This window comes from Kitasatospora sp. NPDC053308 (genome assembly GCF_055585785.1).
Genome location: NZ_JBVJJY010000007.1, coordinates 229,592 through 256,283 on the forward strand (window position 1 = coordinate 229,592; position 26,692 = coordinate 256,283).

At 73.2% G+C, this 26,692-nt stretch carries 26 protein-coding genes; 14 read left to right on the plus strand and 12 right to left on the minus strand.

Annotated features, from left to right (window positions below; translation table 11 throughout):
- Positions 1-177: 177 nt before the first annotated feature.
- Complete coding sequence (locus ACZ6Y7_RS18520) at positions 178-1,503, minus strand: MFS transporter (RefSeq protein WP_465758956.1); 1,326 nt, start codon at positions 1,501-1,503, stop codon at positions 178-180.
- Positions 1,504-1,741: 238 nt separating this feature from the next.
- Here ACZ6Y7_RS18520 and ACZ6Y7_RS18525 point away from each other — a divergent pair, with 238 nt between their 5' ends.
- The gene (locus ACZ6Y7_RS18525) at positions 1,742-3,181 is read left to right on the plus strand and encodes a condensation domain-containing protein (RefSeq protein ID WP_465758957.1); all 1,440 of its coding nucleotides are present in this window, start codon (positions 1,742-1,744) and stop codon (positions 3,179-3,181) included.
- A 34-nt stretch (positions 3,182-3,215) separates the two neighbouring features.
- The gene (locus ACZ6Y7_RS18530) at positions 3,216-4,310 is read left to right on the plus strand and encodes an alkene reductase (protein ID WP_465758958.1); all 1,095 of its coding nucleotides are present in this window, start codon (positions 3,216-3,218) and stop codon (positions 4,308-4,310) included.
- Positions 4,311-4,508: 198 nt separating this feature from the next.
- Here the strand turns inward: ACZ6Y7_RS18530 and ACZ6Y7_RS18535 are convergent, their stop codons facing one another.
- The 5 genes from ACZ6Y7_RS18535 to ACZ6Y7_RS18555 form a co-directional block, all read right to left on the minus strand.
- Positions 4,509-6,050 carry a M1 family metallopeptidase gene (locus ACZ6Y7_RS18535; RefSeq protein WP_465758959.1) on the minus strand — a complete coding sequence of 514 codons (1,542 nt, stop codon included), beginning with the start codon at positions 6,048-6,050 and terminating at the stop codon, positions 4,509-4,511.
- Between the two features lie 160 nt (positions 6,051-6,210).
- Entirely contained in the window at positions 6,211-7,083 is an 873-nt protein-coding gene (locus tag ACZ6Y7_RS18540; RefSeq protein ID WP_465758960.1) for a sulfurtransferase, read from the minus strand.
- A 139-nt stretch (positions 7,084-7,222) separates the two neighbouring features.
- On the minus strand, positions 7,223-8,302 hold the full coding sequence (locus tag ACZ6Y7_RS18545; protein ID WP_465758961.1) for a class I SAM-dependent methyltransferase: 1,080 nt from the start codon (positions 8,300-8,302) through the stop codon (positions 7,223-7,225).
- A 101-nt stretch (positions 8,303-8,403) separates the two neighbouring features.
- Positions 8,404-8,730, minus strand: a complete 327-nt coding sequence (locus ACZ6Y7_RS18550; protein ID WP_465758962.1) for a hypothetical protein — start codon at positions 8,728-8,730, stop codon at positions 8,404-8,406.
- Between the two features lie 146 nt (positions 8,731-8,876).
- Positions 8,877-9,536 carry a polysaccharide deacetylase family protein gene (locus tag ACZ6Y7_RS18555; protein WP_465758963.1) on the minus strand — a complete coding sequence of 220 codons (660 nt, stop codon included), beginning with the start codon at positions 9,534-9,536 and terminating at the stop codon, positions 8,877-8,879.
- A 365-nt stretch (positions 9,537-9,901) separates the two neighbouring features.
- Here ACZ6Y7_RS18555 and ACZ6Y7_RS18560 point away from each other — a divergent pair, with 365 nt between their 5' ends.
- Positions 9,902-10,759, plus strand: a complete 858-nt coding sequence (locus tag ACZ6Y7_RS18560; protein WP_465758964.1) for an SAM-dependent methyltransferase — start codon at positions 9,902-9,904, stop codon at positions 10,757-10,759.
- Positions 10,760-10,791: 32 nt separating this feature from the next.
- Here ACZ6Y7_RS18560 and ACZ6Y7_RS18565 read toward each other — a convergent pair whose 3' ends face one another.
- Positions 10,792-11,655: an Fpg/Nei family DNA glycosylase gene (locus ACZ6Y7_RS18565; RefSeq protein ID WP_465758965.1), complete on the minus strand. Its 864-nt coding sequence runs from the start codon at positions 11,653-11,655 to the stop codon at positions 10,792-10,794.
- 452 nt (positions 11,656-12,107) lie between these two features.
- On the opposite strand from ACZ6Y7_RS18565, the gene ACZ6Y7_RS18570 reads away from it, so the two are divergent.
- From ACZ6Y7_RS18570 to ACZ6Y7_RS18590, 5 genes are all read left to right on the plus strand, one after another.
- The gene (locus ACZ6Y7_RS18570; protein ID WP_465758966.1) at positions 12,108-12,569 is read left to right on the plus strand and encodes an SRPBCC family protein; all 462 of its coding nucleotides are present in this window, start codon (positions 12,108-12,110) and stop codon (positions 12,567-12,569) included.
- 80 nt (positions 12,570-12,649) lie between these two features.
- Complete coding sequence (locus tag ACZ6Y7_RS18575; protein WP_465758967.1) at positions 12,650-13,363, plus strand: hypothetical protein; 714 nt, start codon at positions 12,650-12,652, stop codon at positions 13,361-13,363.
- 170 nt (positions 13,364-13,533) lie between these two features.
- Positions 13,534-14,328, plus strand: coding sequence for a DsbA family protein (locus ACZ6Y7_RS18580; RefSeq protein WP_465758968.1), 795 nt, complete (start codon positions 13,534-13,536; stop codon positions 14,326-14,328).
- The gene (locus ACZ6Y7_RS18585) at positions 14,325-14,954 is read left to right on the plus strand and encodes a vitamin K epoxide reductase family protein (RefSeq protein ID WP_465758969.1); all 630 of its coding nucleotides are present in this window, start codon (positions 14,325-14,327) and stop codon (positions 14,952-14,954) included. Before ACZ6Y7_RS18580 ends, ACZ6Y7_RS18585 begins: the two co-directional genes overlap by 4 nt.
- 75 nt (positions 14,955-15,029) lie before the next feature.
- Positions 15,030-15,617, plus strand: a complete 588-nt coding sequence (locus ACZ6Y7_RS18590; RefSeq protein WP_465758970.1) for a dihydrofolate reductase family protein — start codon at positions 15,030-15,032, stop codon at positions 15,615-15,617.
- Here the strand turns inward: ACZ6Y7_RS18590 and ACZ6Y7_RS18595 are convergent.
- Positions 15,598-16,680, minus strand: coding sequence for a hypothetical protein (locus tag ACZ6Y7_RS18595; protein WP_465758971.1), 1,083 nt, complete (start codon positions 16,678-16,680; stop codon positions 15,598-15,600). The genes ACZ6Y7_RS18590 and ACZ6Y7_RS18595 overlap by 20 nt on opposite strands.
- 109 nt (positions 16,681-16,789) lie before the next feature.
- Positions 16,790-17,773: an adenosine deaminase gene (locus ACZ6Y7_RS18600; RefSeq protein ID WP_465758972.1), complete on the minus strand. Its 984-nt coding sequence runs from the start codon at positions 17,771-17,773 to the stop codon at positions 16,790-16,792.
- Positions 17,774-18,009: 236 nt separating this feature from the next.
- Here ACZ6Y7_RS18600 and ACZ6Y7_RS18605 point away from each other — a divergent pair, with 236 nt between their 5' ends.
- Together ACZ6Y7_RS18605 and ACZ6Y7_RS18610 are read left to right on the plus strand one after the other, a co-directional pair.
- Positions 18,010-18,291, plus strand: coding sequence for a DUF6158 family protein (locus ACZ6Y7_RS18605; RefSeq protein ID WP_402213188.1), 282 nt, complete (start codon positions 18,010-18,012; stop codon positions 18,289-18,291).
- 120 nt (positions 18,292-18,411) lie between these two features.
- The gene (locus ACZ6Y7_RS18610) at positions 18,412-19,800 is read left to right on the plus strand and encodes an NADP-dependent succinic semialdehyde dehydrogenase (RefSeq protein WP_465758973.1); all 1,389 of its coding nucleotides are present in this window, start codon (positions 18,412-18,414) and stop codon (positions 19,798-19,800) included.
- 32 nt (positions 19,801-19,832) lie between these two features.
- On the opposite strand, the gene ACZ6Y7_RS18615 is transcribed toward ACZ6Y7_RS18610, so the two are convergent.
- Together ACZ6Y7_RS18615 and ku are read right to left on the minus strand one after the other, a co-directional pair.
- Entirely contained in the window at positions 19,833-20,114 is a 282-nt protein-coding gene (locus ACZ6Y7_RS18615) for a hypothetical protein (RefSeq protein ID WP_465758974.1), read from the minus strand.
- A gap of 49 nt (positions 20,115-20,163) precedes the next feature.
- Positions 20,164-21,186 (minus strand): non-homologous end joining protein Ku, encoded by a 1,023-nt coding sequence (gene ku / locus ACZ6Y7_RS18620; RefSeq protein WP_465758975.1) that lies wholly within the window; start codon positions 21,184-21,186, stop codon positions 20,164-20,166.
- 147 nt (positions 21,187-21,333) lie between these two features.
- Between ku and ACZ6Y7_RS18625 the strand changes: the two genes are divergently transcribed.
- The 3 genes from ACZ6Y7_RS18625 (at position 21,334) to ACZ6Y7_RS18635 (ending at position 24,676) form a co-directional block, all read left to right on the plus strand.
- Complete coding sequence (locus tag ACZ6Y7_RS18625) at positions 21,334-21,564, plus strand: hypothetical protein (RefSeq protein ID WP_465758976.1); 231 nt, start codon at positions 21,334-21,336, stop codon at positions 21,562-21,564.
- Positions 21,565-21,827: 263 nt separating this feature from the next.
- Positions 21,828-23,267: an amino acid permease gene (locus ACZ6Y7_RS18630; RefSeq protein WP_465758977.1), complete on the plus strand. Its 1,440-nt coding sequence runs from the start codon at positions 21,828-21,830 to the stop codon at positions 23,265-23,267.
- Between the two features lie 212 nt (positions 23,268-23,479).
- Positions 23,480-24,676, plus strand: coding sequence for a helix-turn-helix domain-containing protein (locus ACZ6Y7_RS18635; RefSeq protein WP_465758978.1), 1,197 nt, complete (start codon positions 23,480-23,482; stop codon positions 24,674-24,676).
- Positions 24,677-24,821: 145 nt separating this feature from the next.
- Here ACZ6Y7_RS18635 and ACZ6Y7_RS18640 read toward each other — a convergent pair whose 3' ends face one another.
- Positions 24,822-25,610 carry a S1 family peptidase gene (locus tag ACZ6Y7_RS18640; RefSeq protein ID WP_465758979.1) on the minus strand — a complete coding sequence of 263 codons (789 nt, stop codon included), beginning with the start codon at positions 25,608-25,610 and terminating at the stop codon, positions 24,822-24,824.
- A 142-nt stretch (positions 25,611-25,752) separates the two neighbouring features.
- Between ACZ6Y7_RS18640 and ACZ6Y7_RS18645 the strand changes: the two genes are divergently transcribed.
- Positions 25,753-26,604 (plus strand): EI24 domain-containing protein, encoded by an 852-nt coding sequence (locus ACZ6Y7_RS18645; RefSeq protein WP_465758980.1) that lies wholly within the window; start codon positions 25,753-25,755, stop codon positions 26,602-26,604.
- Positions 26,605-26,692 lie beyond the last annotated feature (88 nt).

The window sequence follows — 26,692 nt, forward strand, 5'->3', positions numbered from 1 at the left end:
GCCCCGAACGCCCTCGCACCTGCGCGCGGGCCCGAGGGCGGCCAAGACCTCGGCGCCCCGCAGACGTCCCGTCACGATCCCCCAGGAGCCCCGCGCCGTCACTCCGCGTCACTCCTCGATCCTCCGTACCCCGCCCCGGTCACGGCGCCGCACGCGAACCCCCGGGCGGCGAGCGGCTCAGCCGACGGTCTCGCTCGCCCGCTCCACCGGCTCGGCGGCGGTCGCCGTGACGCCCGTGGCGCCCGTGACGCCCCCGACGGGCCGGACCGTCTCCAGCCGCCGCAGGCTGGCCCGGCGCTGCAGCGCACCGAGGCCGGCGGTCGCCGCGCCGAGGGCCAGCCAGCCCACCGGACCGGCCGCCATCACCACGCCGGTGAGCAGCAGCGGGCCCACCGACTTCTGCACCGACTGGGACGTCCCGGCCACGCCCAGGTAGGACGCCCGGGCGCCCGGCGGCGCCAGGCTGACCGCCAGCTCCCAGGAGCTCACCGACCGCAGCAGCTCCGCCAGGGTGACCAGCACCGCCGCGGCCAGCAGCGCGATCGAGGCGGTCCACGGGCCGCGGCCGGTGGCCAGCGCGATCAGCAGGCAGCCGGCGAGCAGCATCACCCCGTACCAGCCCGCCGCCCGGGCCGCGCCGCGCGGGCCCTCGGCCAGGGCCGAGACGCGCAGTTGCAGCAGCACCACGAGCACCGTGTTGAGGACCAGGAAGACCGGGACGACGGCGTGCGGCGCACCGGTGTGGTGGACGAGCCAGAGCGGCAGGCCGACGCCGAGGATCGAGTCGTCCAGGGTCAGCGGCATGTCCCGCAGGACGAAGAGCAGGTAGCCGCGGTCGCGCCAGGGGCTCGGGGCGGTGGACGGGCCCGCCGACTCCCCGGGGGCCGCCGCCTCGACCAGTCCGCGTCCGGCCGGTTCCCGGGTGCGCCAGACCAGGACGGCGGCCAGGACGAAGGAGAGGCCGTTGGCCATGATCAGGGCGCGGTAGGCGGCCGTGGTCCCCACCGCCAGGCCGATCGCCGCGACGCCCGCGCCGAGCGCGCACCCGGCGTTGGCCACGCTGCGGAACAGCGCCTGGTAGGTGCCGCGCCGCTCGCCCGCGACCCTGGTGGCGAACAGCATCTCCAGGGTCTTGGCGGCCCGCTCGGCCAGACAGGTCAGCGCGACCGCCGGAAGCAGCGCGGCGAAGTCGTCGACCACCAGCAGCAGGCCCATCGTCCCGAGCCGCAGCAGGTGGCAGCCGATCAGCAGCCACCGCACCGGCACCCGCTCGGCGGCCCGCCCGGCCAGCGGCGATCCGGCGATCCCGGCCACCGCGCCGACGCCCAGCAGCAGGCCGAGCTGCCGGGCGTCCATGCCGCAGACGTAGGTGAAGTACAGCACCGAGGCCGCCGCCCACACCCCGCTGCCGGTCCGGTCGACGCACTGCGCGATCAGCATGATCCGCGCGTCCCGCCCGCCCGGCGGCTTCCGCAGCTGCGCCATCAGTCCGTTCTCCCGCATGGCAGGCCCCCGTCGCACCCTCGACATGAATCTCGACGTCAAGATACTTCATATCGAGAGAGTCTCGGAACCCCCTCCCGGAACCCCTCTCGGAACCCCCTCCCGGGCACCCGTCGCCCCCTCGCCCCCGCCGACCCCTCGACGCCCGGCGAGCGGTGCGCCACACTCTCCCCAGCAGCACCCGCGCTCCCCACGCACCGGCACAATGCCATGACCACCGCACGACGGAGAGCACACGGTGAGCACTCGTCAACTGCTGGAGATCGCCTTCTCGTCCGGACGGGCCGGGTCCGGACCCGCCACCTGGGGCCAACGCGCCATCTGGGACGCGGTACGCCGGCTGCCGCCGGCCGACGCGCCGCGCTACAACATCACCACCGCCGCACCGCTGGATCCCGGGCTGCCGCTGCCCGCCGTCCTGGCGGCCCTGGAGCGGCTGCTGCACCTGCACGACTCGCTGCACACCCGGCTGCTCCCGGACGAGGACGGCGGGCTCCGCCAAGTCCTGGACCCCGAGGGAGTGTTGACCGTCGAAGTGGTGACCCCCGCCCCGGCGGACGACCCGGCCGGGCTCGGCGCCCGGCTGCACGAGGAGCTGGCGGCCCGCCCCTTCGACACCGCCACGCAATGGCCGATCCGGGTCGGCGTGGTCACGGTGGACGGCCTGGTCCGGCACATCAGCCTGGCGCTCTCCCACACCGCGGTCGACGGCTCCGGAATGAGCAGGCTGGTCGCGGACCTCACCGCACTCAGCCTCGGCACCTCCCCGCGGGAGCTGGCCGAGCTGCGCGCGCCCGCCCGACAGCCCTTGGAGGAAGCCGAGTTCCAGGCCTCCGAGCGCGGCACCCGCCGGGACGCGAGCGCCCGCCGGCAGGTCCTCCGCAAGCTGCGCGTGGGCCCGGCCCGTCTCTTCCCGTCGTACGGCGCGCCCGGCGGCCCCTCCGACGGCTCGCCCCTCCATGGGCCGGCCTCCCCGAGGCCGGCCCCCGGAAGCCCGCCTCCCTTCCCGAACGCGGTGCTCCGCTCCCCCGCCCTCCCCCGGGCGGTCGAGCAGGTGGCCGCCGCCCACCGGGTGAGCACCTCCTCCGTGCTGCTCGCCGCGGCCGCCGCGATGACCGCGCGGCTCGCCGGGAGGTCCGAGGCCGTGCTGAACGTCGTGGTCAACAACCGCTTCCTGCCCGAGCTGGCCAACGCGGTGAGCGTGGTCGCGGGCGACGGAGTGTTCCACCTCCCGGACGCCACCGGCGAGTTCGGCGAGGTGGTGCGCCGCACCCACGCCGCCGCCATCGGCACCTACCGGCACGCCTACTTCGACAAGCTCGCCCTGACCGCGGAGGTCGAGCGACTGACCGCCGAGGGCGTCCGGCTCGCGGACCGGTCCTGCGTGTTCAACGACACCCGCGAGCTGATGCCGGCCGCCTCCACCCCCGGCGACGACCGCACCACCCTCAGCTGGCCGGTGGAGTTCGAGCCGCGCCCCGGCCTGACCTACGCCTTGGACGCCCTGCAGTCCCCCGAGGCGCTCAGCCTCGCCATGACGGCGGACCCGACCGTGCTCCCGCGCCCCGCGATGGAGCGATTCCTGTACGGCATGGAAGAGTTGATCCTCACCGAAGCCCTCGCGGCGACCGCGGCCGGCCCGCGGACGCCGATCGCCGGAGCGGCCGCCGAGGATTGAACCTGACACTGATGTCAGGTTCTACCGTACCGGCATGACCACCACCACGGAATCCCTGCTCAGCCCGTACCGCCTCGGCTCGCTCGACCTCCCCAACCGCCTCGTCATGGCCCCGATGACGCGGTACCGGGCGGCCGAGGACGGTACGCCGCTGCCCGTCGTCGCCGAGTACTACGCCCAGCGCGCGAGCGCCGGTCTGATCGTCACCGAGGGCATCTGGCCCCACCGCCGCGGCCAGTCCGAGTGGTTCCTGCCGGGCCTGGAGACGCCCGCGCACGTCGCCGGCTGGCGCGCCGTCACCGAGGCCGTACACGCGGCCGGCGGTCGGATCGTCGCCCAGCTGATGCACGGCGGCCGCCAGGGCCACCCGCTCAACCGGCTGCTCGGCGACCGGCCGGCGGGCCCGTCCGCCGTTCCCGCACCGGGCCCGGTGCACGTCAAGGACGGCGGCAAGGCCGAGGCCGTCACCCCGCGCGAGATGACCCGCGAGGAGATCCGCCAGGCGGTCACCGACCACGTCGACGCCGCCCGCAACGCGCTCGCCGCCGGTTTCGACGCCGTCGAACTGCACGGCGCCAACTCCTACCTGATCCACCAGTTCCTGGCCGACAACACCAACCTGCGCACCGACGAGTACGGCCCCCGCACCCTCGCCGACCGGCTGCGCTTCCCGATCGAGCTGGTCACCGCCGTCGCCGAGGCGATCGGGCCCGAGCGCCTGGGCCTGCGGCTGTCCCCCGGCAACCCGCAGTTCGGCATGGCCGAGGCCGACCCGGCGCCGGTCTACCGGGCCCTGCTCGCCGAGCTGGACGGCCTCGGGCTGGCCTACCTCCACCTCACCGACAACGACGTCTACCCGGCCCTGGCCGACCTGCGCCCCCGCTGGTCCGGCCCGCTGATCGCCAACGTCGGTGAGAACCGCGCCGCCACCGACCGCGAGCGCGGCGAGGCGGTGCTGGCCGCCGGACTGGCCGACCTGGTCTCCTACGGCCGCGCCTTCATCGCCAACCCCGACCTGCCGGAACGGTTCGCCGCCGACGCCCCGCTCACCCCCGTGGACCCGACCCACCTCTACGGCCAGACGGCGACCGGCCTCACCGACTACCCGAGGCTCACCGCCCGACCGTGACCTCCGGTCCCGCCCTCCGGGCTGCTCCCGGTCGCGCCTGCGCCCTTCGCCGTCCGCCGCCGCACCGGACTCCCGGCGGCGGACGGCCCCGGAGCCGCCCTGAACCCGTCAGGACCGGTCGGGCCCCCGGCAACGGGAGCCCGACCTCAACGCCTCGACCTCAGCGCCCCGACCGATCCGCCCGGGGGTCAGTGCGGGTCAGTGCCGGGCGTCGTGCAGGGAGGTGCTCTCCTGGATCTTCTTCCACGACTTCGGCTCGACCGGCAGCTGCTGCTCACCCTGCCCCGCCCCCGGCGCCAACGAAGCGCCGGACGCCGCACCGGCCGCCGCCGCACCCGCCGGCAGCGGCCCGACGGCCGGCTTGGCGGGGGTGAACAGCCAGGTCCGGAACAGCTCGCCGAGCTTCTTGCCGGAGACCTTCTCCGCGTACGCCTGGAACTCCGGGATGGTGGCGTTGCCGTAGCGGCGCTCGGTGGGCCAGCCCTTGAGGATCCGGAAGAACGCGTCGTCCCCGACGGTGTTGCGCAGTGCCTGGATGGCCACCGCGCCCCGGTCGTACACCGCGCCGGCGAACTGGTCGTCCGGACCCGGGTCGCCGGGCTTGACGCTCCAGAACGGGTCCTCGGCCGGGTGCGAGGCGTAGATGTAGTCGGCCAGTTCCTGTGCGGTGCCCTCGTTCTCGTGCTCGGACCAGAGCAGCTGGGCGTACCGGGCGAAGCCCTCGTTCAGCCAGATGTCGCTCCAGCGCGACAGCGAGACGCTGTCCCCGTACCACTGGTGGGCGAGCTCGTGCACGACCACCGAGGTGTTGGCGCCCTTGGCGAACTGGCGGGGGCTGTAGAAGACCCGGGTCTGGGTCTCCAGCGCGAAGCCGGTCTTCACGTTGGGGACGTAGCCGCCGACCGAGCTGAACGGGTAGTCGCCGAAGTAGCCGCTCAGCCAGTCGACCAGCTCGCCGGTGCGCTCCACGCTCGCCCTGGCCGCGTCCGCGTTGTCGCCGAGGTCCTTGCTGTACGCGTTGTAGACCGGCAGCCCGCTCGGCGTGGTGTCCGTGGTGACGTCGAACTTGCCGACGGCGAGCGTGGCCAGATATGTCGCCTGGGGCTTGTTCTCGCGCCAGCTGTAGCGGGTCCAGCCGGCCTGGGAGGAGGTGCCGGTGAGGATGCCGTTGCTGATCACCTGGTTGCCGTCCGGCACCAGCACCGAGACGTCGAAGGTGGCCTTGTCGCTCGGGTGGTCGTTGCTCGGGAACCACCACCACGCCGACTCGGGCTCGCCGGCCGCCACCGCGCCGTCCGGCGTGCGCAGCCAGGCGGTGAAGCCGTACTTCTTCACGGTGGACGGCACGCCCTTGTAGCGGACCACCACGGTCGCCCGGCTGCCCTTGGCGAGCGGACGGGCGGGGGTGACCTCCAGTTCCTGCTCCCCGCTGGTGGTGAACCTGGCCGCCCGCCCGTTGACCAGGACCTCGGAGACGTTCAGCGCGAAGTCGAGGTTGAACCGGGAGAGGTCCTGGGTGGCGGTGGCCAGGATGGTGGTGGTGCCCTCCAGTTCGTCGGTGGCGGGCTGGTACTTCAGCCGGATGTCGTAGTGCGAGACGTCGTAGCCGCCGTTGCCGTACGTCGGGTAGTAGGAGTCGCCCGCACCGGCGGCGCCGGCTTGGACGTCGGATGCCGAGGCGGGGACGGCCAGGAACAGGCTCAGGGCACTGGCAGCGGAGACGATCAGCCTCTTGCGCACGTGGTCCTCCAGGGATCACCGGAACGATGGGTCGGATCGATCCTTGTCCCCGCGACCCCCACCCCACTCCCTGATTGTGAGATGTTCATGAAAAGAAACGCGCCGAAATGACACCGTCGCAGCAACGCCGCGACGGTGTCACGTCACCCCCGACCGCCCCTCAGGCCCCGAGCGTCACCGGCGCCCGCACCAGCGAGCCGTACTCCGTCCAGGAGCCGTCGTAGTTCTTCACGTGCGGGTACCCGAGCAGCTCGGTGAGCGCGAACCAGGTGTGCGCCGAGCGCTCGCCGATCCGGCAGTAGGCGATCACCTCGCGCTCGGCCTCCACGCCCTTGCCCGCGTACAGCGCCCGCAGCTCCTCCGCCGACCGGAACGACCCGTCGTCGTTGGCCGCCTGCGACCAGGGGATGTTGACCGCCCCGGGGATGTGGCCGGGCACCTGCGCCTGCTCCTGCGGCAGGTGCGGCGGAGCGATCAGCTCGCCCCGGAACTCGGCCGGCGAGCGGACGTCCACCAGCACCGCGTCCGCCCCGGGCTTGGCGAACACCTCGGCCTTGGCCAGCACCTCGTCCCGCAGCGCCCGCAGCTCAGGCCGCTCGGGCCCGGTCAGCCGGTAGCCGGTGTGCTGGTAGTCCATCACCTCCGAGGTGAGCTCCCGGCCCTCCAGCTCCCACTTCTTGCGTCCGCCGTCGAGCAGCCGCACCGGCCCGAAGCCGCGCAGTCGCAGCAGCCAGTACGCGTACGTGGCGAACCAGTTGTTGTTGCCGCCGTACAGCACGACGGTGGTGTCGTCCTCGACCCCGGCCGCCCGCAGCAGGTGCTGGACGCCGTCGCGGTCGGCGTAGTCGCGGCCGACCCGTGTGTGCAGGTCGGTGGTCCAGTTCCAGCCGACCGCGCCGGGGATGTGGTCCCGGTCGTACGCGGCGGTGTCCTCGTCCACCTCGACGACCCGGATCGTCCCGTCGTCCAGGTGGTGGGCCAGCCACTCGGTGTCGACCAGCGCCTCGGGGTGTGCGTAGCCGTTGCCGGTCATCCCGCCCTCCTTCACTACGCCAGGGCTGTACGGACCGGGCCCCCGGGCGCGCACGCGCCGGCGCACCGCGAACGGGCCGACCCCTTCGAACGTACGTCTCCGGCAGCCCCCGGGCCACCCCGCCCGCAAACCGCCCGCCTCAGGCCCCGGACGACCCCAGCCGGGCCACGTAGTACAGGTTCAGGATGTCGCCCTCGACCCGCTTGGCCTCCACCGACCGGAACCCGGCCTCGGCCAGCATCCGCCGGGCGGTCTGCTCGCCCCAGACCGTCCCGAGCCCCTCGCCGCCCTCGCCGAGCGAGACCGTCATGCAGTAGAAGGTCGAGAAGGTGTAGAGCGCGGGGGCGAGCGGGTGCCCGATGTTCTCCTCCAGCCTGCTGCTGGCGGCGATGTCGCCCATCAGGAAGACGCCGTCGGGCCGCAGCGCGCCCGCGATGGCGGCCAGCGTCCGGGTCGGCCGGGCCAGGTCGTGGATCACGTCGAACGCGGTGACCAGGTCGTACTTCCCGCTCAGTTCGGCGGAGTCGGCGACCTCGAACCAGGCGTTGTGCAGGCCCAGTCCGGCCGCGGACTCCCGGGCCGCGGCGATCCCCTCGGCGGAGATGTCGATCCCGGTGAAGCGGCTCTCCGGGAACGCCTTGGCCAGCACGGTCACGGCGTGGCCCTGCCCGCAGCCCACGTCCAGGGCGTCGATCCCGGCCCGCAGCCGCTCGGTCAGCCCGTCCACGAGCGGCACGATCGCGTCCACCAGCGCCAGGTCGTACACCCGGGCGGTCTCCTCGGACTGCAGCCGCTGGAAGCGCGGGAAGGCCGAGTACGGCAGCCCGCCGCCGGCGCGGAAGCAGCCCAGCAGGTCCTGCTCGACCTCGCCGATCATCGACAGGAACTGCATCATCGCGCCCAGGTTGTCCGGCCCGGCGGCCCGGGTCAGGGACGCCGCGTGCTCCGGTGGCAGCGCGTAGCTGCGCCGCTCCGGGTCGTACTCGACGATCCCGCCGACGACCATGCCTCCCAGCCACTCGCGGACGTAGCGCTCGTTCAGCCCGGCCGCCCGCGCGATCTCCTCGCTGCCGGAGGGCGGCAGCCCGGCCATCAGGTCGAAGAGCCCGGTCTGGTGGCCGAGGCTGATCAGGAAGCCCAGGCAGGCGTCGTTGAGCACCTGCACCATCCGACCGGCGAAGGCCTGCTGCTTCTCCGCGTCCAGTTCCCGTACGGACATCGTTCCTCCTCCGTCGGCGGGACCAGCGAAACCCTCCCCTGGTCACGCTACGCCGGGGCCCCGTACCGCCACACCCGGCGGTACGGGGCCCCGGAGGCGGCTCAGGAGAAGATCACGGAGCGCAGCTTCAGCCGGTTGCCGAGGATCTTGCCCGGGTTCATCACGTAGTAGACGTCCCCGCCGCAGTCGAAGTCCAGGAACACCGTGGCGGTGGAGGCGGTGAGGTTCTCCGGCGCGAAGGCAGGGTCGTTCTCCGTGGCACCGAAGAGGTTGATGCACTTGCGGCTCTCCGGGTCGGCGATCCCGGCCGGGACACCCGGGCCGACCTTGTAGAGGAAGTCCCCGACGGCGGCGTTGGCCGAGGTGGGGACGGCGAGGACGAGGGCGGCGGCGCTGACGGCGGCGAGAACGGCGTTGCGGAGTCGCATGGATGAGGGCCTTTCAGGTGGTACGCGTCGGTACCTGCTCAATTGGTGCGAGATCACCCTAGAGGCACAAAATCCGCAGAAACGCTTCTCCAAACACACCCTTTCGAGTGGTTTGCGCATCAAACCCACTACCTCGGGCCCCGCTCTCAACTCGGCGGGGCCGTGAAGAAGTACCCCGAGTCGATGAGCACCGGGAGGTACGCCTTCAACGCCGCCACCGTCTGCGAGCGGTCCCCGCCACCGTCGTGGTTGAGCACGATCGAGCCCGGCCGGACGTCCTTCAACACCCGTTCGGTGATCGCCGAGGTCCCCGGCCGGGCCCAGTCCCTCGGGTCCACCGACCAGGCCATGTTCCGCATCCCCAGGTCGGCCGCCACCTTCAACGAGGCCTGCGACCAGTCCCCGCCCGGCGCCCGGAACCAGGTGGGCGACCGCCCGGTGGTCTTCTGCAGCAGTTCGGACGTGCGGACCAGCTCGTCCCGCACCTTGGTCTCCGACAGGCTCCGCAGGTCCGGATGGGTCCAGGTGTGATTGGCGATGTGGTGCCCGCGGTCCGCGATCTCCCGCACCAGCTCCGGGTACTGGACGGCGTTCTCCCCGATCAGGAAGAAGGTCGCCCGGATCCCGTACTGCTGGAGCAGCGCCAGCACGGTCGGCGTGTGCCGCGGATCCGGCCCGTCGTCGATGGTGAGCGCCACCACCTTCCGGGCCGCGTCCAGCTCGTACACCGGTTTGCTCTCCGCCTCGGTGAGCGCCTTGCGCACCGGGACCACGCTCGGCGCGGCGGCCGACGGCGTGGCCGGCACCGCACCCGGCGCCCCCTCGCCCCCGGCCGGCGCCACCGGAAGGGCACTCTCGGCGAATCCGACCTCGGCCCCGGCCCCGCCCTCCCCGTCCCCACTTTTCCAAGGACTCCGACATCCGGCAGCCGCCCCCAACAAGGACATCCCGGCCGCGACCAGCAACAATCTTCGCGAAGTAATCTGACGATCTGACAGCATTCCGAATGCTTCCCCCGGTCGCCGCCCCCGCTCCCGGCCGTCACCCCCACCGCCCCGATCACCACTCCGACGGCCCAACACCGCCCGCCCCCACCGGACGCTCGACCGCCCGTTCGGACCGCTACGCTATCCCTCCCCAGTGTGATGATCTGCCATCAGAGGACGTGGCCATGACGACAAGTCAGGACTTCCCCCAGCAGGGCCCGCAGGGCGACGCCGCCGAGCTGAGCCAGTGGGAACGTTTCGGTGTCGACACCACCACTCCGCACTCCGCGCGCGTGTACGACTACTGGCTGGGCGGCAAGACCAACTTCCCGCCGGACCGCGCCATGGGGCAGGCCATCGAGGAGGCCGTGCCGAGCGTCAAGCAGATGGCCAAGGCCAACCGCGCCTTCCAGGGCCGGGCCGTCCGCCACCTGGCCCAGGAGCACGGCATCCGCCAGTTCCTCGACCTAGGCACCGGCATCCCCACCTCGCCCAACACCCACGAGATCGCCGAGGCGGTCAGCCCCGGCACCCGGGTGGTCTACGTCGACAACGACCCGATCGTGCTCGCCCACGCACGCGCACTGATGGTCTCCAGCCCGGCCAGCCGTACCACCTACATCCACGCCGACCTGCGCAAGCCCGAGGAGCTGTTCGCCGACCCGGCGCTCACCTCCACCCTCGACCTCACCCAGCCGGTCGGCCTGCTGATGATCGCCGTCCTGATGCTGATCGCCGACGAGGACGACCCCTGGGGCCGGGTCGCCGCGCTGCGCGACGCCCTCCCCCCGGGCAGCTGCCTCGCCCTCACCACCCCCACCGCGGACTTCGCCCCGGAAGCGGTCGGCAAGGTCGCCGAAGCCGCCCGCGCCGGCGGCATGACCCTCGTCCCGCGCGGCTACGACGACGTGCTCCGCTTCTTCGACGGCTGGGACCTGGTCGAGCCCGGCCTCTCCCCGGTGCTGGCCTGGCGTCCGGACGGCGAGCCGCCGGCCGACCCCAAGGCCGCCTACTACTGGGGCGGCGTCGCCATCAAGCGCTGACCCACCCGAGGCGGGGCCGCCCGTGCCCCGCCTCACTTCAACAGCCGCGACATCCGCCGGTCCGCCAACGGCTTGCCCCCGGTCTGACAGGTCGGGCAGTACTGCAACGAGGAGTCCGCGAACGACACCTCCCGCACGGTGTCCCCGCACACCGGGCATGGCTGCCCGGTCCGGCCGTGCACCCGCATCCCGACCTTCTTCTCCGCCTTCAGCTCCCCCGCCGCCAGCCCGCGCGAGCGCTCCACCGCGTCCCGCAGCGTGCTGCCGAGCGCCTCGTACAGCCGCGCCGTCTCCTCCTCGGTCAGCGTCGCCGCGATCTTGTACGGCGACATCCGGGCGGCGTGCAGCACCTCGTCCGAGTAGGCGTTGCCCACCCCCGCCACCACGGTCTGGTCCCGCAGCACCCCCTTGATCCGCCGCCGGTCCCCCCGCAACAACGCGGCGAACGCCTCCACCGAGAACCCCTCGTCCAACGGATCCGGCCCCAACCTGGCCACCCCCGGCACCTCCGACGGATCGCGCACCACGTACACCGCCAGCCCCTTCTTCGTCCCCGCCTCCGTCAGGTCGAAGCCACCCCCGTCCTCCAACCGCACCCGCAGCGCCAACGGATTCCTCGGACTCGGCCGCGGCGGCTCCGCGGGCAGCTCGTCCTTCCACCGCAGCCACCCCGCCCGCGCCAGATGGATCACCAGGTGCAACCCGCCCACCTCGATGTCCAGGAACTTCCCCCGCCGCACCACCGGCCCGACCGTCCGCCCCTCCAACGCCGCCACCGGCGGGTCGTAGGTCTTCAACGCACTGATCGCCACCGGCAGCACCCGGACAACCACCCGCCCGCTCAGCCGCTCGGACAGGAACCCACTCAACGCCTCGACCTCAGGCAACTCCGGCATGCGCCCAGTCTCCCCCAACCCCCTCCCACCCGCGCGAGCACCAACCGTCCTCCCCCCGATCCCCCATATCGCTCACCTCCCCCGAGCACGCACCCACACCCACCCCCAGCACCCCACCCACCCCCTCACCCCCTCCCCCCACATCCCCTCACCCCCTCCCCCCACATCCCCTCACCCGCCCCCGCGAGAGGGACGCGCTGCGGAAGGGGCGGCGCAGGGGGTGGCCCGGAGAGGGGCGTTGCGGGTGATTTTCAGACTGCCAACGGTCCCCACCCCCACCCCACAGAGCCGGCAGTCTGAAAATCATCCAGCCCCTCGGAGCGGCCACCCCCGGAGCCGCCCCGCCCCCACCCTCCCGAGAGCACCCACCCACACACCACCCCCCGCGCCAGCGGCCCCCTTTGCCTCCACCCCACCAAAAGCGCAGGCTGGGTCCGGAGGAGGCCCCACCCATGAGCACCCTTGAGGAACAGATCGACATCGCCGCCCCCGTCCTCGCCGCCTGGGAGCAACTGCACCGGGTCCACGACTACCCCCGGTTCGTGGACGGCGTCCGCACCGCCCATCCGCACGGGCGGAACCTCGCCCACCTCGGGGTGGCGGTGGGCGACGGTGAGCGCTCGGTCGACACCGAGATCACCGATCGCGGCCGGGGCCGGGTGATGGCCTGGCGGACACTGGACTCCCTCCGGCTCAGCGGCGCCTTCGCCCTGCTGCCGCTCGACTCCCGGCACACCCGACTGCAGATCCGGGTGGAGTACGACCCGGAGGCCGTGCACCGGGCGTTCGGCGGCCCCCGCGGCTTCGCCCAGGCCGGGGCGATCGAGCGGACGGTCCGGGAGGACCTGCAGCACTTCCGGGAGCTGGTCGAGGCCCGGGTGAGCGCAGCCGACCACCCCTCGTCGGACCCATAAGAACCACATAAGCCCAGCTCAGCACGGTTGGTGAGGCTCTTCACAGCCTCCCGCCGACCCGACCGTTCCCCTGTCCACCTGTGGCAGACTCGAAGGCCATGGACATCGGCCCGGTCACCAGGACGCTCCGCGCGGCAGTCTTCGCCGCGCTGGTCGTGCTGCTCGCCGGGCTCGGTCAGGTGCTGGTCACCGGTCGCACGCTGCCCGTGGGCCCGCTGGCCGTGGCCGCCCTCGCGGTCTTCGCGGTGGCCTTCGCGCTCGCCGGCCGCGAACGCGGCTACCCGGCGATCGCCGCGGTGTTCCTGCCGCTTCAGCTGGGCGCCGGCGCGCTGTTCGATCTCGCCCAGACCACCTGCCCCTCCCTCCCGCCAAGCACCGGCGCCGGCATCGGCCCAGGCACCGGCGTCGGCACCGGGCACGGCCTGCAGCCGCTGCTGTGCGGCGGCGGTTCGCTGGGCGGCTTCCTGCTCGGGCACGGCGTCTCGGAGCGGACCGGCATCGTCCTGCTCCTGCTGCTGCACACGCTGATCGCCCTGGCCGGTGCGTACTGGCTGCGCCGCGCCGACGCCGCGCTGGCCGGCCTCGCCCGGACCGTCCGGATGCTCGGCGAGTTCCTGCACCGGCACCTCCCGGCCGCGGCCCGCTGGCTGCTGCTGCTTTCCGCGCCCGTCCCGGCCCGTCCGGTGGCCCGGGTGCCGTTCCCCCCGGCCAGCCGCGCGCTGGTGCCCGCCGAGGACGTCGTCGTCCGCCCGGCCGTCCGGCGCGGTCCGCCGGTGTTCGTCCCGGCCGCCTGAGCCCGCGTCACCCGCGCCCGCTCTCCCGGCCGTCTCACCCTCTCCCTCCCCCAGGCCCGAACCGGTCCCTCCCCAGGCCCGAACCGGTCCCTGCCCCAGGCCGTGACCGGCCGCGCCCGCGCGGGCCCGAACCCGCCCGCGCCCCGCACGAGAGCACAGGACGACACCCCATGAGCAACACCCGCAAGACCGCCCAGAAGACCTCCGCCACCGACCGCATGCGCGCCGCCCGCGCCCAGGCCGAGCGCTCCGACCGGATCCGCCGCCGGGTGGTGGTCGGCGCCGCGTCGGCGGCGGTGCTCGCCCTCGCGGCGGGCGTGGCCTTCGCCGTCGGCGGTTCCTCCGGCTCCGGCTCGGACGCCGCCGCGAACGGCCCGCTGGTCGTCCCGGCCAACGCCACCGGCGAGGGCGGCACCGTGATCACCTACGGCAAGGCCGACGCCCCGCACACCCTGCAGGTCTACGAGGACTTCCGCTGCCCGTTCTGCGAGCAGTTGGAGACCACCACCGGCCCCACGATCCAGCAGCTCGCCGACGCCGGCACGTACAAGATCGAGTACCACCTGGCGACGTTCCTGGACAAGAACCTCGGCGGCAAGGGCTCGCGCACCGCGCTGGCCGCGGCCGGCGCCGCGCTGAACGAGGGCGTGGACAAGTTCAAGCAGTTCCACGACGTGCTCTACGCCAACCAGCCGGACGAGCGCAGCGACGCCTTCGGCGACGTCAACCACCTCCTGGACCTGGCCGGGCGGGTGCCCGGGCTGAAGACGGACGCCTTCGTGAAGGCCGTCCAGGAGGGCACCTACGCGCCGTGGGCGGCCAAGGTCAACGAGGAGTTCGACAAGAGCGACGTCACCGGTACCCCGACCGTCAAGCTGGACGGCAAGAAGCTGGACGTCCTCACCAACGGCAAGGCCGTCTCTCCGGAGCAGTTCACCGCCCTGGTCAAGCAGGTGACCGGATGACGGCCGCCGCCCCCACCGCCCCCGCTCCGCGGAGGACGTACGGCGCGAGCCGCCCCTTCGCCTGGCTGCTACTGGTCGGCGGCGCGGTCGGCCTGTTCGCCTCGGCGGTCCTCACCCTGGACAAGATCCGGCTGCTGAAGGACCCGTCGTACGTCCCCACCTGCAACATCAATCCGATCATCAGCTGCGGTTCGATCATGCGCAGCGAGCAGGCCGAGGCCTTCGGCTTCCCCAACTCGCTGATCGGGCTGGTCGCCTTCGGCGTCGTGGTCGCGGTCGGCGCCGGGCTGCTCGCCGGTGCGACGTACCGGCGCTGGTTCTGGCTCGGCCTGCAGGCCGGGACGGTCTTCGGGGTCGGCTTCGTGACCTGGTTGATGTACCAGGCGCTCTACCGGATCGGCGCGCTCTGCCCGTACTGCATGGTGGTGTGGGCCGCGGTGATCCCGCTGTTCTGGTACACCACGCTGCACAACCTGCGCACGGGGGTGATCCCGGTGGGCCCGCGCCTGCGGGTGGTGGTCCGGGAGGCGGCCCGCTACCACTGGGTCGTTCCGGCGCTCTGGTACGCGGTGATCGCGCTGCTGATCCTCAACCGGTTCTGGTACTACTGGAGCACCCTGATCTGATCCCCCGCCACCAGCCCCGCCCGCCGCCCTCCCGCCCCCGCGGGCGGGCGGCGGGCCCTCCCCGGTCGAGGTGTCATGCGACGCAAGATCGTCCTCTTCGTCTCCCTCTCGGTGGACGGCTACTTCGAAGGCCCGGACCACGACCTCTCCTGGAACCTCGTCGACGACGAAGTGCACACCCACTTCAACCGTGAACTCGCCCGGATGGGCGGTTTCGTCTCCGGCCGGGTGACGCACGAGCTGATGGCCTCGGTCTGGCCCACCGCCGACCAGGACCCGGAGGCCGACGCCCCGATGATCGAGTTCGCGGGCATCTGGCGCGCGATGCCCAAGGTCGTCTTCTCTCGCACCCTCGACCACGCCGACTGGAACACCACGATCGTCCGCGAGGTCACCCCGGAGTCGGTCGCCGCCCTCACCGCCGGCCCCGGCGGCGACCTCTCCCTCAGCGGCGCCAACCTGGCCGAGTCCTTCCTCGCCCAGGACCTGATCGACGAGTTCCGCCTCTACATCCACCCCGTCGTCCTCGGCCGCGGCACCCTCTTCTTCCGCCCGACCGAGCGCCCCGCCCCGCTCACCCTCACCGGGACCCACCGCTTCACCAACGGCGTCACCCTGCTCCACTACGTCCGGGACCGCACGGCTACGCCGGCAGCCCCGTGAGCTCGGTGAACGCCGCCGTGCCCGAGTAGCCGATCAGGAAGCCCACCAGCACACCGCCCCAGAAGTCCTCGACGGTGACGAACGACGGCGCCTCCGACTTGCGCGCGGCGAAGACGATCGCCGCACCGCTCAGAATGACCGCCAGCACCAACGAACCGAGCGTGGTCCCCAGCGGCTGGTGGGCGAGTCCGCTCAGGCTCTGCACCTCCTGGAGCGACCGGCCGAGGCTGCCGACCAGGCCGCCCGCCACCCCGCCGGTCATCACGTTCCACAGCGCCGCCTTGAGCGGGAGGGTCAGCGCCGTGGTGTTGGCGAAGACCCGTCGCCGTTCGGCTCCGGGCGTCCCGGGGAGCGGGCCGCCGATCGGCTCGGGCGCCAGCCCGTAGACCACGTTGAGCTGCAGGCGGTAGCTCGCGGGGACGAAGAACGGGTTCCGCGGGGTGCCGAGGCGGATGGTCCACACGTCGGTCGATCCCGGCTCCAACGCGTCCCCCCGGGGCAGCGAGCCGATCAGCGGCACGCGCTCCCGCTCGGCCGGGCGGTCGGCGAACACGGTGACCGTCGACCCTCCGCTCACATGGACGTTGGTCCGGCCGGCCCGTCCGTGCAGGTTCAACGTGGACCCGCCGGAGACGTGCACGTCGAGCCGGTCGTCAGCCCCGTCGAGGCGCGCCTGGTCCCTGGCGTTCGCCTCCCGCAGGCGGTCGATCTCCTCGTGGATCCCCCACGCCTCCTCGACGCGCTCCGGCGGAATCTCGGCCGCCTCCTCCGCCAGCTGCCGGATCCGGGCCTGCCGCTCCGTGACGGCCGCCGTCAGCCGTACGGCCTCGGCCTCCGGGAGGACCGGTGCCGCCGGGGGCTCGGGCTGCTCCGGCTTCCGCCAGAACAACTGGGTCGGCAGGCTCATGTCCACCTTGTCGATCCACACCGGCACCGAGAACGGGTTCTTGATGTGCAGGTAGACCGTGAAGTCCGTGCCGGAGTACACCTGCGGGACGGAGAGGTCGACTGACAGGTCGAGCAGGCCCAGTTGGACCGGGGGCTCCGGCGGCGGGGTGGTCACCCGGACAGGCTAGCCAGCCCGGCCCGGCCGGGTGGGTGCTTTCCCCGATCCGCCCCTCGGTCCGCCGCGAGCCCCGCCGGCCCCGCCGGCGGCCGGCGCCGACCGCCGGTCAGAAGACGAACTCCTCGACCTCCGCCAGGAGTTCGGCCCGCCGCCGCTCGTCGAGGAAGGAGGCCCGGAAGGAGTTCGCCGCGAGCCGCCGCAGCGTCTCCTGGTCCAGGCCGAGGGCCTCGCCGACGGCGCGGAAGTTGTCCTCGACGTAGCCGCCGAAGTAGGCCGGGTCGTCGGAGTTGACGGTGACCAGCAGGCCGGCCTCCAGCATCTCGCGCAGCGGGTGGTCGGCGATCGTGTCGATGCAGCGCAGGCGGACGTTGGACAGCGGGCAGAGGGTCAGCGGGATCTGCTCGCGGACCAGGCGGGCGACCAGTTCGCCGTCCTCCAGGCAGCGCAGCCCGTGGTCGATCCGCTCGACGCCGAGGACGTCCAGCGCCTCGGTGATGTACGAGGCCGGGCCCTCCTCGCCCGCATGGGCCACGCGCCGCAGCCCGGCCTCGGCGGCCCGGCGGTACACCTCGCGGAACTTCGCCGGCGGGTTGCCGACCTCCGCCGAGTCCAGGCCGATGCCCGCGATCAGGCCGAAGTACGGGCGGGCGGCCTCGAAGGTCTCCAGCGCCGACTCGGCGGACTCGTCCCGCAGGAAGCACATGATCAGCCGCGTGCTGATCCCGTACCGCTCCTCGCTGCGCGCCAGCGCCCGGCCCAGGCCCTCGACCACTGTGCCCAGCGGCACGCCGCGCGCGGTGTGCGCCTGCGGGTCGAAGAAGATCTCCGCGTGCCGCACGCCCTGGTCGGCGGCTCGCGCCAGGTAGGCGTCGGCGAGGTCCTCGAAGTCGTCCTCGGTGCGCAGCACGGCCATCAGCGCGTAGTAGAGGTCCAGGAAGGACTGCAGGTCGCTGAAGGAGTAGGCCGTCCGCAGCTCCTCGGTGTCGGCGTAGGGCAGCCGGACCCCGTTGCGGTCGGCGAGCTCGAAGGCGAGTTCGGGCTCCAGGGTGCCTTCGATGTGCAGGTGGAGTTCGGCCTTGGGAAGCGGCATCAGCGATCTGTCCGAGTCGTGGTGGGGGAACCCGAGGGTACGGAAGGATTCATCCTACGATCCCGTGGATCACGGCGGCGGTTCCGCCGCCCGACCGGCTCCTTCCCCTGTCCGCCGGTCCCGGAGGGTGCCCGGCCCTGATGGTGGCGTGGTCGGCGCAGATCGATCGAACGCGTGCACCGCCGACGGGCACCGGGCACCCTGGAGGAGGGGGTTTCCGCCGAGGAGGTAGCGAGATGCGGCACGCCGACGCCACGCACATCCGACCCGAGGGCATCTCCCCGCACGCTCTGGGCAACGACACGCTCCTGCACGAGCTGGAGCAGCTGCACCGCACGCGCCACGAGACCTTCCTGTACGGCTCGGAGGAGGCGCTGAAGCGGCACACGCTGCGCACCGGACAGCTGGAGGCCGAGTACCTGCACCGCTTCCCCAACCGGCAGGTGACCGCCGGACGGACCAGGGCGGGCGCCCGCGCCCGGGAGGCGGCGGCCCGGGTGGAGTCGCTGCCGGAGTGACGGACCGGGAACGGCCGCCCGGCGGGACACGCCGGGCGCGCCGTGGCGTGCCCGGAGCCCGGCCGTCGGGGAGGGTGTGAGGGCAGACGCACCGGACCCAAGACCCCTCGGGAGCCCCGCATGCCCATCGCCAGCGTCAACCCCGCGACCGGCGAGACCCTGGAGACCTTCGAACCGCTCGACGCGGCCGGCATCGAACAGCGGCTGGCCCTCGCCGAGTCCGCGTACCAGGGCTACCGCACCACCCCCTTCCCCACCCGCGCCGGACTGCTGCTGCGCGCCGCCGACCTGCTGGAGGAGGACCTGGACGCGGTCGCCCGCACCATGACCCTGGAGATGGGCAAGCCGCTCGCCGCCGCCCGGGCCGAGGCCGCGAAGTGCGCGAAGGCGATGCGCTGGTACGCGGAGAACGCCGAGGCGCTGCTCGCGGACGAGCAGCCGGCCCGGGCCGACGTCAGCGACTCGGGTGCCGCCCGCGCCTACGTCCGCTACCGCCCGATCGGGCCGGTGCTGGCCGTGATGCCGTGGAACTTCCCGTTCTGGCAGGTGATCCGGTTCGCCGCACCGGCCCTGATGGCGGGCAACGTCGGCCTGCTCAAGCACGCCTCCAACGTGCCGCGCACGGCGCTGGCGATCGAGGAGCTGTTCCGCCGGGCCGGCTTCCCGGAGGGGTGCTTCCAGACCCTGCTGATCGGCTCGGGCGCGGTCGAGGGCGTGATCCGGGACCGTCGGGTCGCCGCGGTCACCCTCACGGGCAGCGAGCCGGCCGGGCGCTCCGTCGCGGCGATCGCGGCGGACGAGGTCAAGAAGGCCGTGCTGGAGCTGGGCGGCAGCGACCCGTTCGTCGTCCTGCCGAGCGCGGACGTGGACGCCGCGGTGGCCACCGCCGTCCGGGCCCGGGTGCAGAACAACGGCCAGTCCTGCATCGCCGCCAAGCGCTTCATCGTGCACACCGACGTCTACGACCGCTTCACCGCCGCCTTCACCGAGGCGATGCGGGCCCTGAAGGTCGGCGACCCGATGGACGAGTCCACCGACGTCGGCCCGCTGGCCAGCCGCCAGGGCCGGGACGACCTGGAGGAACTGGTCGAGGACGCCCGGGCCCACGGCGCCCGGGTGGAGTGCGGCGGCGGCCGGCCGGAGGGCTGGGACACCGGCTGGTTCTACGAGCCGACGGTGCTGACCGGCATCACCCCGGCCATGCGGATCCACCAGGAGGAGACCTTCGGCCCGGTCGCCACCGTCTACCGGGTGGCGGACCTGGACGAGGCGGTCGCGGTCGCCAACGACACCCCGTTCGGCCTCAGCTCCAACGTCTGGACCACCGACGGGGCCGAGCAGGAGCGCTTCGTCCGCGACATCCAGGCCGGCGGGGTGTTCTTCAACGGGATGACGGCCTCCCACCCGGCGCTGCCGTTCGGCGGCGTCAAGCGCTCCGGCTTCGGGCGGGAGCTGTCCGGGCACGGGATCCGGGAGTTCTGCAACGTCACCACGGTGTGGATCGGCTGAGTCCTCCCGGGCCCCACGCACCCCCGGCCGGGTCAGGCTGCCATCCGGTGCCTGCCCGGGCCGGGCGTCAGCCAGCGGGCGACGACGCCGATCATGGCGATGACCGTCAGACCCCAGAAGATCGCCATCGGCACCAGCACCGGCAGCAGGCTCACCTGGGTGGCGACCATACCGAGGCCGACCGAGAAGGCGATCATGAACGTGACCACGGTGGGGCTGAGGGAGAGCAGCCAGTGCCACCCGCGTTGCGCGAAGCCCTGGTCCTTCGGGGCCTCGGGGCCGGTTTCGAGTTCCTTGTAGGTCAGCAGGTCCATCGTGGGCAGCCTCCAATGCTGGACGGGAGGGGGAACCTGGCCCGGTGGGTCAGGAGGCCTTGCGGGGAGCCGTGGACTTCCGGCTGGTGGTCTTCTTGGCCGCCGTGGTCTTCTTCGTCGCCGCGGACTTCTTCGTCGCCGCGGACTTCTTCGCCGTGGTGGTCTTCTCCGCGGTCTTCGTGGCGGTCTTCGCGGCGGCGCGCTTGCGCGGGGCGGGCTTCTCCTTGGCCTCCTCGGCCCCCTCGGCCTCCTCGTCCTCCTCGGCGTCCGCTCCGGATCCGCCGGCCGGCCCGTGCCCGCCCTTGGCCTGCTTGAGGCTGCTGCGCAGCGCCTCCATCAGGTCGATCACGTTGTCCGGCGCCTCGCCGGCCTCCTCCTCGTGCGGGATCTCCATGCCCTCCAGCCGCGCGGTGATCACCTGCTGGAGCGCCTGCTGGTAGTCGTCGTGCAGCTGGGACAGGTCGAAGTCCTCGGAGAGGGTGTCCATCAGCGACCGCGCCATCTTGAGCTCCTGCGGCCGGACGGTGACGCCCTCCTCGGGCGCGATCCCGGCCACCGGGCGCACCTCGTCGGGCCAGATGCAGGTCTGCAGCACCAGCGTGTTGTCGTGCACCCGCAGCACCGCGGGCGACTCCCGGGTGCGCAGCGCGATCTTGGTGACGGCGATCTGCCCGGACTCGGTGAGCGCGTCCCGCAGCAGCGCGTACGGCTTGGCGGCGGCCTTGTCGGCCACGCCCACGTAGTAGGCCTTGGAGAACATCAGCGGGTCGATCTCGCCCTCGTCGACGAAGGCCAGCACGTCGATGACCTTCTTGCTGGGCAGGGGCAGGTCGGCCAGGTCCTCGTCGCTGAGCGTGACGGTCCGGCCGTCGGGGGACTCGTAGCCCTTGGCGATCTCCGCGTACGGGACCTCCTTCTCCTCCCGTTCGCAGTACCGCTTCATCCGCACCCGGCCGCCGTCCTTGGCGTGCACCTGGTGCAGCGGGACGTCGTGCTCCTGGGTCGCGGAGTACAGGTGGACGGGGATGCTGACCAGCCCGAAGCTGATCGTCCCCTTCCAGGTGGTCTGCATGGGGTCGCTCCTGTCCGGCGCCGGGAACCGGCGGGCGCCGAGCACGCTCGGGTGGTGCTCCGGCGTATGCCCCGAGATTTCCACTGTGCCCGGGTTTGCCCTGATCGGCCACACCGCGCCGACAATGGGCCGAGGAGGTCGATGCGGATGACCGCGACAGGCCGGCCCGGCCCCGCGCCGCCACCGGACCGTACGACGTACCGGGTGACCTACGCCGTGTCCGGCGAGGTGCACCGGGACGAGGTCACCGTGGTGCCCGGGTACTCGCGGGAGGACGACATCCCGCGGATCCTGGCCGCCCGACTCGCCGCCCGGCCCGGGGGCCGCCGCTCGGCCCGTCCGCCCGAGGTCGTGGTGCTGGACGTGCGGGAGGTCTGACCCCGACCGGCCCCCACCGCCCTCAACCGGCCCCGACCGGCCCCGCCCGCCCTGACCATGGGTCAGATCTGAGCTTTCCCGACCCCCTCCATACCTGCCCTGACCTGCGCTTTTGTGTCCGGTGAGCGAACAGTTATCAAAGAATTGTTCCGATACTCGGGCGTAGAAGTTAGGTTGCACCGCAATGCGCGGGTCTGTCCCCCAACCCTGTGGCACGAACGAGCCGAGGGTCGCCGCGCGGGAAAGGCACAGGGCACCCCCAGATGAGTGCGAACACCACCAAGCCGACGGCGACCGCCGCGGCCTCCGACCAGGCGGGGCCGCACGGTCACGGCGGCGACGGCCACCTGAAGGCCGGACTCAAGAACCGCCACCTGTCGATGATCGCCATCGGCGGTGTGATCGGCGCCGGCCTGTTCGTCGGTTCGGGCGCGGGCATCGCGTCCACCGGCCCCGGCATCCTGCTCTCCTACGCACTGGCCGGCGCGCTGGTCGTGCTGGTGATGCGGATGCTCGGCGAGATGGCCGCCGCCGACCCGCAGAGCGGCTCCTTCTCGGCGTACGCGGACCGCGCGCTGGGCCGCTGGGCCGGCTTCACCATCGGGTGGCTGTACTGGTTCTTCTGGGTCGTGGTGCTCGCGGTCGAGGCGACGGCCGGCGCGAAGATCCTCAACCAGTGGGTGCCCGGCGTGCCCCAGTGGGGCTGGGCGCTCATCGTGATGGCGGTGCTGACCTCCACCAACCTCTTCTCGGTCGCCTCGTACGGCGAGTTCGAGTTCTGGTTCGCCGGGATCAAGGTCGTCGCGATCGCCGCCTTCCTGGTGATCGGCACGCTGGCCGCCTTCGGCCTGCTGCCCGGCACCCACGCCGTCGGCGCCACCAACCTGACCGGCCACGGCGGCTTCCTGCCGCACGGGATGGGCGCGGTGTTCACCGGCATGCTGACGGTGGTCTTCGCCTTCATGGGCAGCGAGATCGTCACCCTGGCCGCCGGCGAGTCGGAGGACCCGCAGAAGGCGGTCACCAAGGCCACCAACAGCGTGATCTGGCGCATCGGCATCTTCTACCTGGGCTCGATCCTGCTCGTGGTCACCCTGCTGCCCTGGGACTCGGCCGAGGTCAAGGCCAGCCCGTACGTGGCGGTGCTGGACCACATCGGCATCCCCGGCGCCGGCCAGGTGATGGACGTGATCGTGCTGACGGCCGTCCTCTCCTGCCTCAACTCCGGGATGTACACGGCCTCCCGGATGGCCTTCTCGCTCGGCCAGCGCGGCGACGCCCCGAAGGCCTTCGCCAAGGTGACCGAGCGCGGCGTACCGCGGGTAGCCATCCTGTCCTCGGTGGTCTTCGGCTTCGTCGCGGTGTTCTTCAACTACACCTCGCCGGACACCGTGTTCGCCTTCCTGCTCAACTCCTCCGGCGCGGTCGCGCTCTTCGTCTGGCTGGTGATCTGCGCCACCCAGCTGCGGATGCGCAAGATCATCGAGCGGGAGATGCCGGAGCGGCACCTCGTCAAGATGTGGCTGTACCCGTACCTGACCTGGACCGCGATGGGCATGATCGGGTTCGTCATGGCGTACATGTTCACCGACGCGGACGGGCGCAAGCAGATGTACCTGTCGCTGGTCGCCGCGGCGATCGTGCTCGTGGCCTCGGCCGTGGTGGGCCGCCGGCGGCGGGCCGCGGTGGCGGCGGGGTCCTGAACCCGCCCGCCCCGCGCGGGAACGCCGGGCCCGGGAGCCGTTGCGGAGGCTCCCGGGCCCGGTTTCCGTTCTCCCGGCCGTGCGGGATCGTGGACCCCGCCCGGTCGCACGGACGGTGCGGCCCCCGGGCAGTTTGACCAAGGCACGTCAAGGGGGATATCTGGGCATGGCGCTCCCCCACGAGCGCTCCCCCACCCCCACCGGGAGACCCCGTGCCGCCCCGACCCGCCCCCTCGCCACCCCCGCCCGCCCAGCACCCCGCGGAACCCGAGTCCGCCCGGCAGCGCTTCGGCCGCCGGCTGCGCCACTGGCGCGAGGCCCGCGGCCTCAGCCAGACCGAACTCGGCCGCCTGCTCGGCTACCACAACTCACTGATCAGCCGGGTGGAGAACGCCCGCCGCTGGCCACCGCCGGGAATGCCCGCCCGTGCCGAGGAACTCCTCCTCGCCGGAGGCGAGTTGGCGGACCTCTGGCAGACCGTCCGGCAGGAACGCGAACGCCTCGGCGAACTCGCCGCCGCCACCCGGCCCCCGCTCACCACCGGTACCGCCCCGCCGGACGCCGCCACCGTCGAGGTGCTCGCCCACCTGCTCGCCGTCTACCGCGCCGCCGCCGGGCGGATCGGCGGCGAGGAACTGGCCGCCGTCCTGGAGCACCACGCCCGCACCCTCGGCGGCCGGCAGCACACCGCCCCGCCCGAGGGACTCGCCGCCGTCCGCTCGCTCGCCGCCCAGTACGCCGAGCTCGCCGGCTGGGCCCACTTCGAGGGCGACCGCCGCGCCCGCGCGCTCGGCTGGTACACCACCGGGCTGGAGTGGGCCCGCGCCACCGGGGACCAGGCCACCGCGGCCGCCCTGCTCACCCGGCAGAGCACCCTGCGGTGGTGGTGCGGCGACCCGTCCGCCGCGCTCGCCCTGGCCGAGGCCGCCCGCACCACCGCCCCCGCCCTGCCGGGGCTGCGCGCCTGGGCCGCCGTCGCCCGGGCCCACGCCCACGCGCTGGCCGGTGACCCGCCCCAGGTGCGCCGGGCACTGGCCGAGGCCCGGCGGCTGACCGACGCCGCGCTGCGCGCCGGCGATCAGAGCCCGTGGACGGCGCGCGCCGAGCTCGTCCTGACCGTCGCCCACGGCACCTGCCGACGGGACCTCGCCCTCCGCGCCGACCGCACCACCCGCGCCCGCGCCGTCCACGCCCGCACCGCGGCGGCCCGCCTGGAAGCCGCCCTCCCGCTCCTCGATCCGGCCGCCCACCCGCGCGACCACGCCCTGGTCACCGCCCGCCTCGCCGGCGCCCACGCCCTCGCCGGCCGGCCCGACGACGCAGCCGCCCTGCTCGCCCGCCTGCCCCCGAACCCCACCGGCCGCATCGCCCACGAGCGGCGCCGGGCCGAGGAGTGGCTGGGCAGGTGACGGCCCAGCCGGGCGGACCCGGGCCGGGCCCCACCTCTGCGGTCAGCCCGCGGTCGGGCGCGCAGTCGGGCTCGCGGTTGGACGCGGCGGGGCCGGCCACCACACCCGCAGGTGGTGGCCGGCCCCGGCGGGTCGGGTCGGCCGCTCAGAGGCCGGCCGCCGCCGCGGCGATGTCGGCCGCGTAGGTGCTCACCTGGGTGTAGACACCCGGGTAGCCGGCCCGGGCGCAGCCGTTGCCCCAGCTGACGATGCCGACCTGGACCCACCGGCCCGTCGCGTCCCGGTTGACCATCGGGCCGCCGGAGTCGCCCTGGCAGGTGTCGACGCCGCCCTGGTCGACGTAGCCCGCGCACAGCGAGCCGGCCGTGTTCAGGCCCGGGTAGGCGCCGGCGCAGGTCGCGTCGTCGACGAAGGGCACGGTGGCCTTGAGCAGGTACCGCTGCTGGGCGCCCCCCTCGCGCGCGGCACCCCAGCCCATGATGGTGAAGGTGCCCTGGTCGTAGGCGCCGGAGGTCGCGATCGGCAGGGTGGCGGCCTGGCTGCCGCCCACCGGCGAGGCCAGCTTGATCAGCGCCCAGTCGTCGCCGTTCTCCGCGCCGGTGAAGGCGGGCGACTGGTAGACGTACGTGGAGCGGACCTTGACCGCGCTGCCGCTGCGCAGGTCGACCGCGCCGACGGTGGCGGTGATGCCGGTGTTCGCGCCGGTGCCGTCGACACAGTGGGCGGCGGTGAGCACGATCTGCGAGGTGTAGAGCGCGCCGCCGCAGCCCATCGAGAGCCGCACCATGAACGGGAACTCGCCCTGCGCCGCCCGGGTGCCGCCGACCACGGTGGGGGACGGCGCGGGCGAGGCGGCGGCGGGCAGCACCAGCGCACTGCCGCCGAGCACCAGCGCGGCCAGCAGGCCTACCAATCTGCCGAGTTGACGCTTCATCGGGCTCCTCCTTGACAGGTGGGGGAACACCGAGAGTGGCCCGACGGCCGGCGCGGCAGCAGGGTCCCGGCCTTGCCGATCCGTTCTGGCAGGAACACGGCAATGCGGGGTTCCGGGCCCGGAAGCCCTAGGGTGATCGCCCATGCGGGATCTTGTGGCGGGGATGAAGTACCTGATCGAGGGCCAGAAGTGGGTCGGCCGGCACGGCCGCTGGTGGGGCTTCGGGATGCTGCCCGCACTGGTCGCCCTGGTCGGCTACGTCGTCGCGCTCGCCTTCCTCGGCGCCTGGTCCGTGGACCTCGCGGGCTGGGCCACCCCGTTCGCCGACCACTGGGGCTCGCCCTGGCGGAGCCTGCTGCGCGACGCGCTCGCGGCGATCGTCTTCGGCGGCGGCCTGCTGTTCTCCCTGCTGACCTTCACCGCCGTCACCCTGCTGGTCGGACAGCCCTTCTACGAGGCGCTCAGCGCCACGGTCGACGAGACCGAAGGCGGCGCGCCCACCCCGCCGGACACCCCGCTCTGGCGCGAACTGCTGATCGCGGTGCGCGACAGCCTCGCCGTGCTGGTGCGGGTGGCCGGGTTCGGCGTGCTGCTGTTCGCCGGCGGGTTCATCCCGGTGGTCGGCCAGACGGTGGTCCCGGCGCTGGGCTCCCTGGTGTCCGGCTTCTTCCTGACCGTCGAGCTGACGGCCGTCGCCCTGCAGCGCCGCCGGGTGCCGCAGCCCGAGCGGATCCGGCTGCTGCGCGCCCGGCTCGGGCTGGCGCTGGGCTTCGGCACGCCGCTGGTGCTGGCCTTCCTGGTGCCGCTGGTCACGGTGCTCGCCATGCCGGGGGCCGTCGCCGGCGCCACCCTGCTGGCCCGCGACCTCGCCCCGGTCCCGACGGGGGAGGGTTCGGCGGAGGGCGCCACGGAGAAGGCGGGGCAGGACGCTCACCATGCGGGTCCGGCGGCGGGGCCCACCCCCGGAGACCCGTACGCGGCCCCCGGGGCGTGACCCTCCGGTCACGCTGCGCCGCCCTCGCACCGGCCCACGTGTGAGGCCGCCCACAGGGGGATCGACGTCTACGACCTCCGGTAGTGGA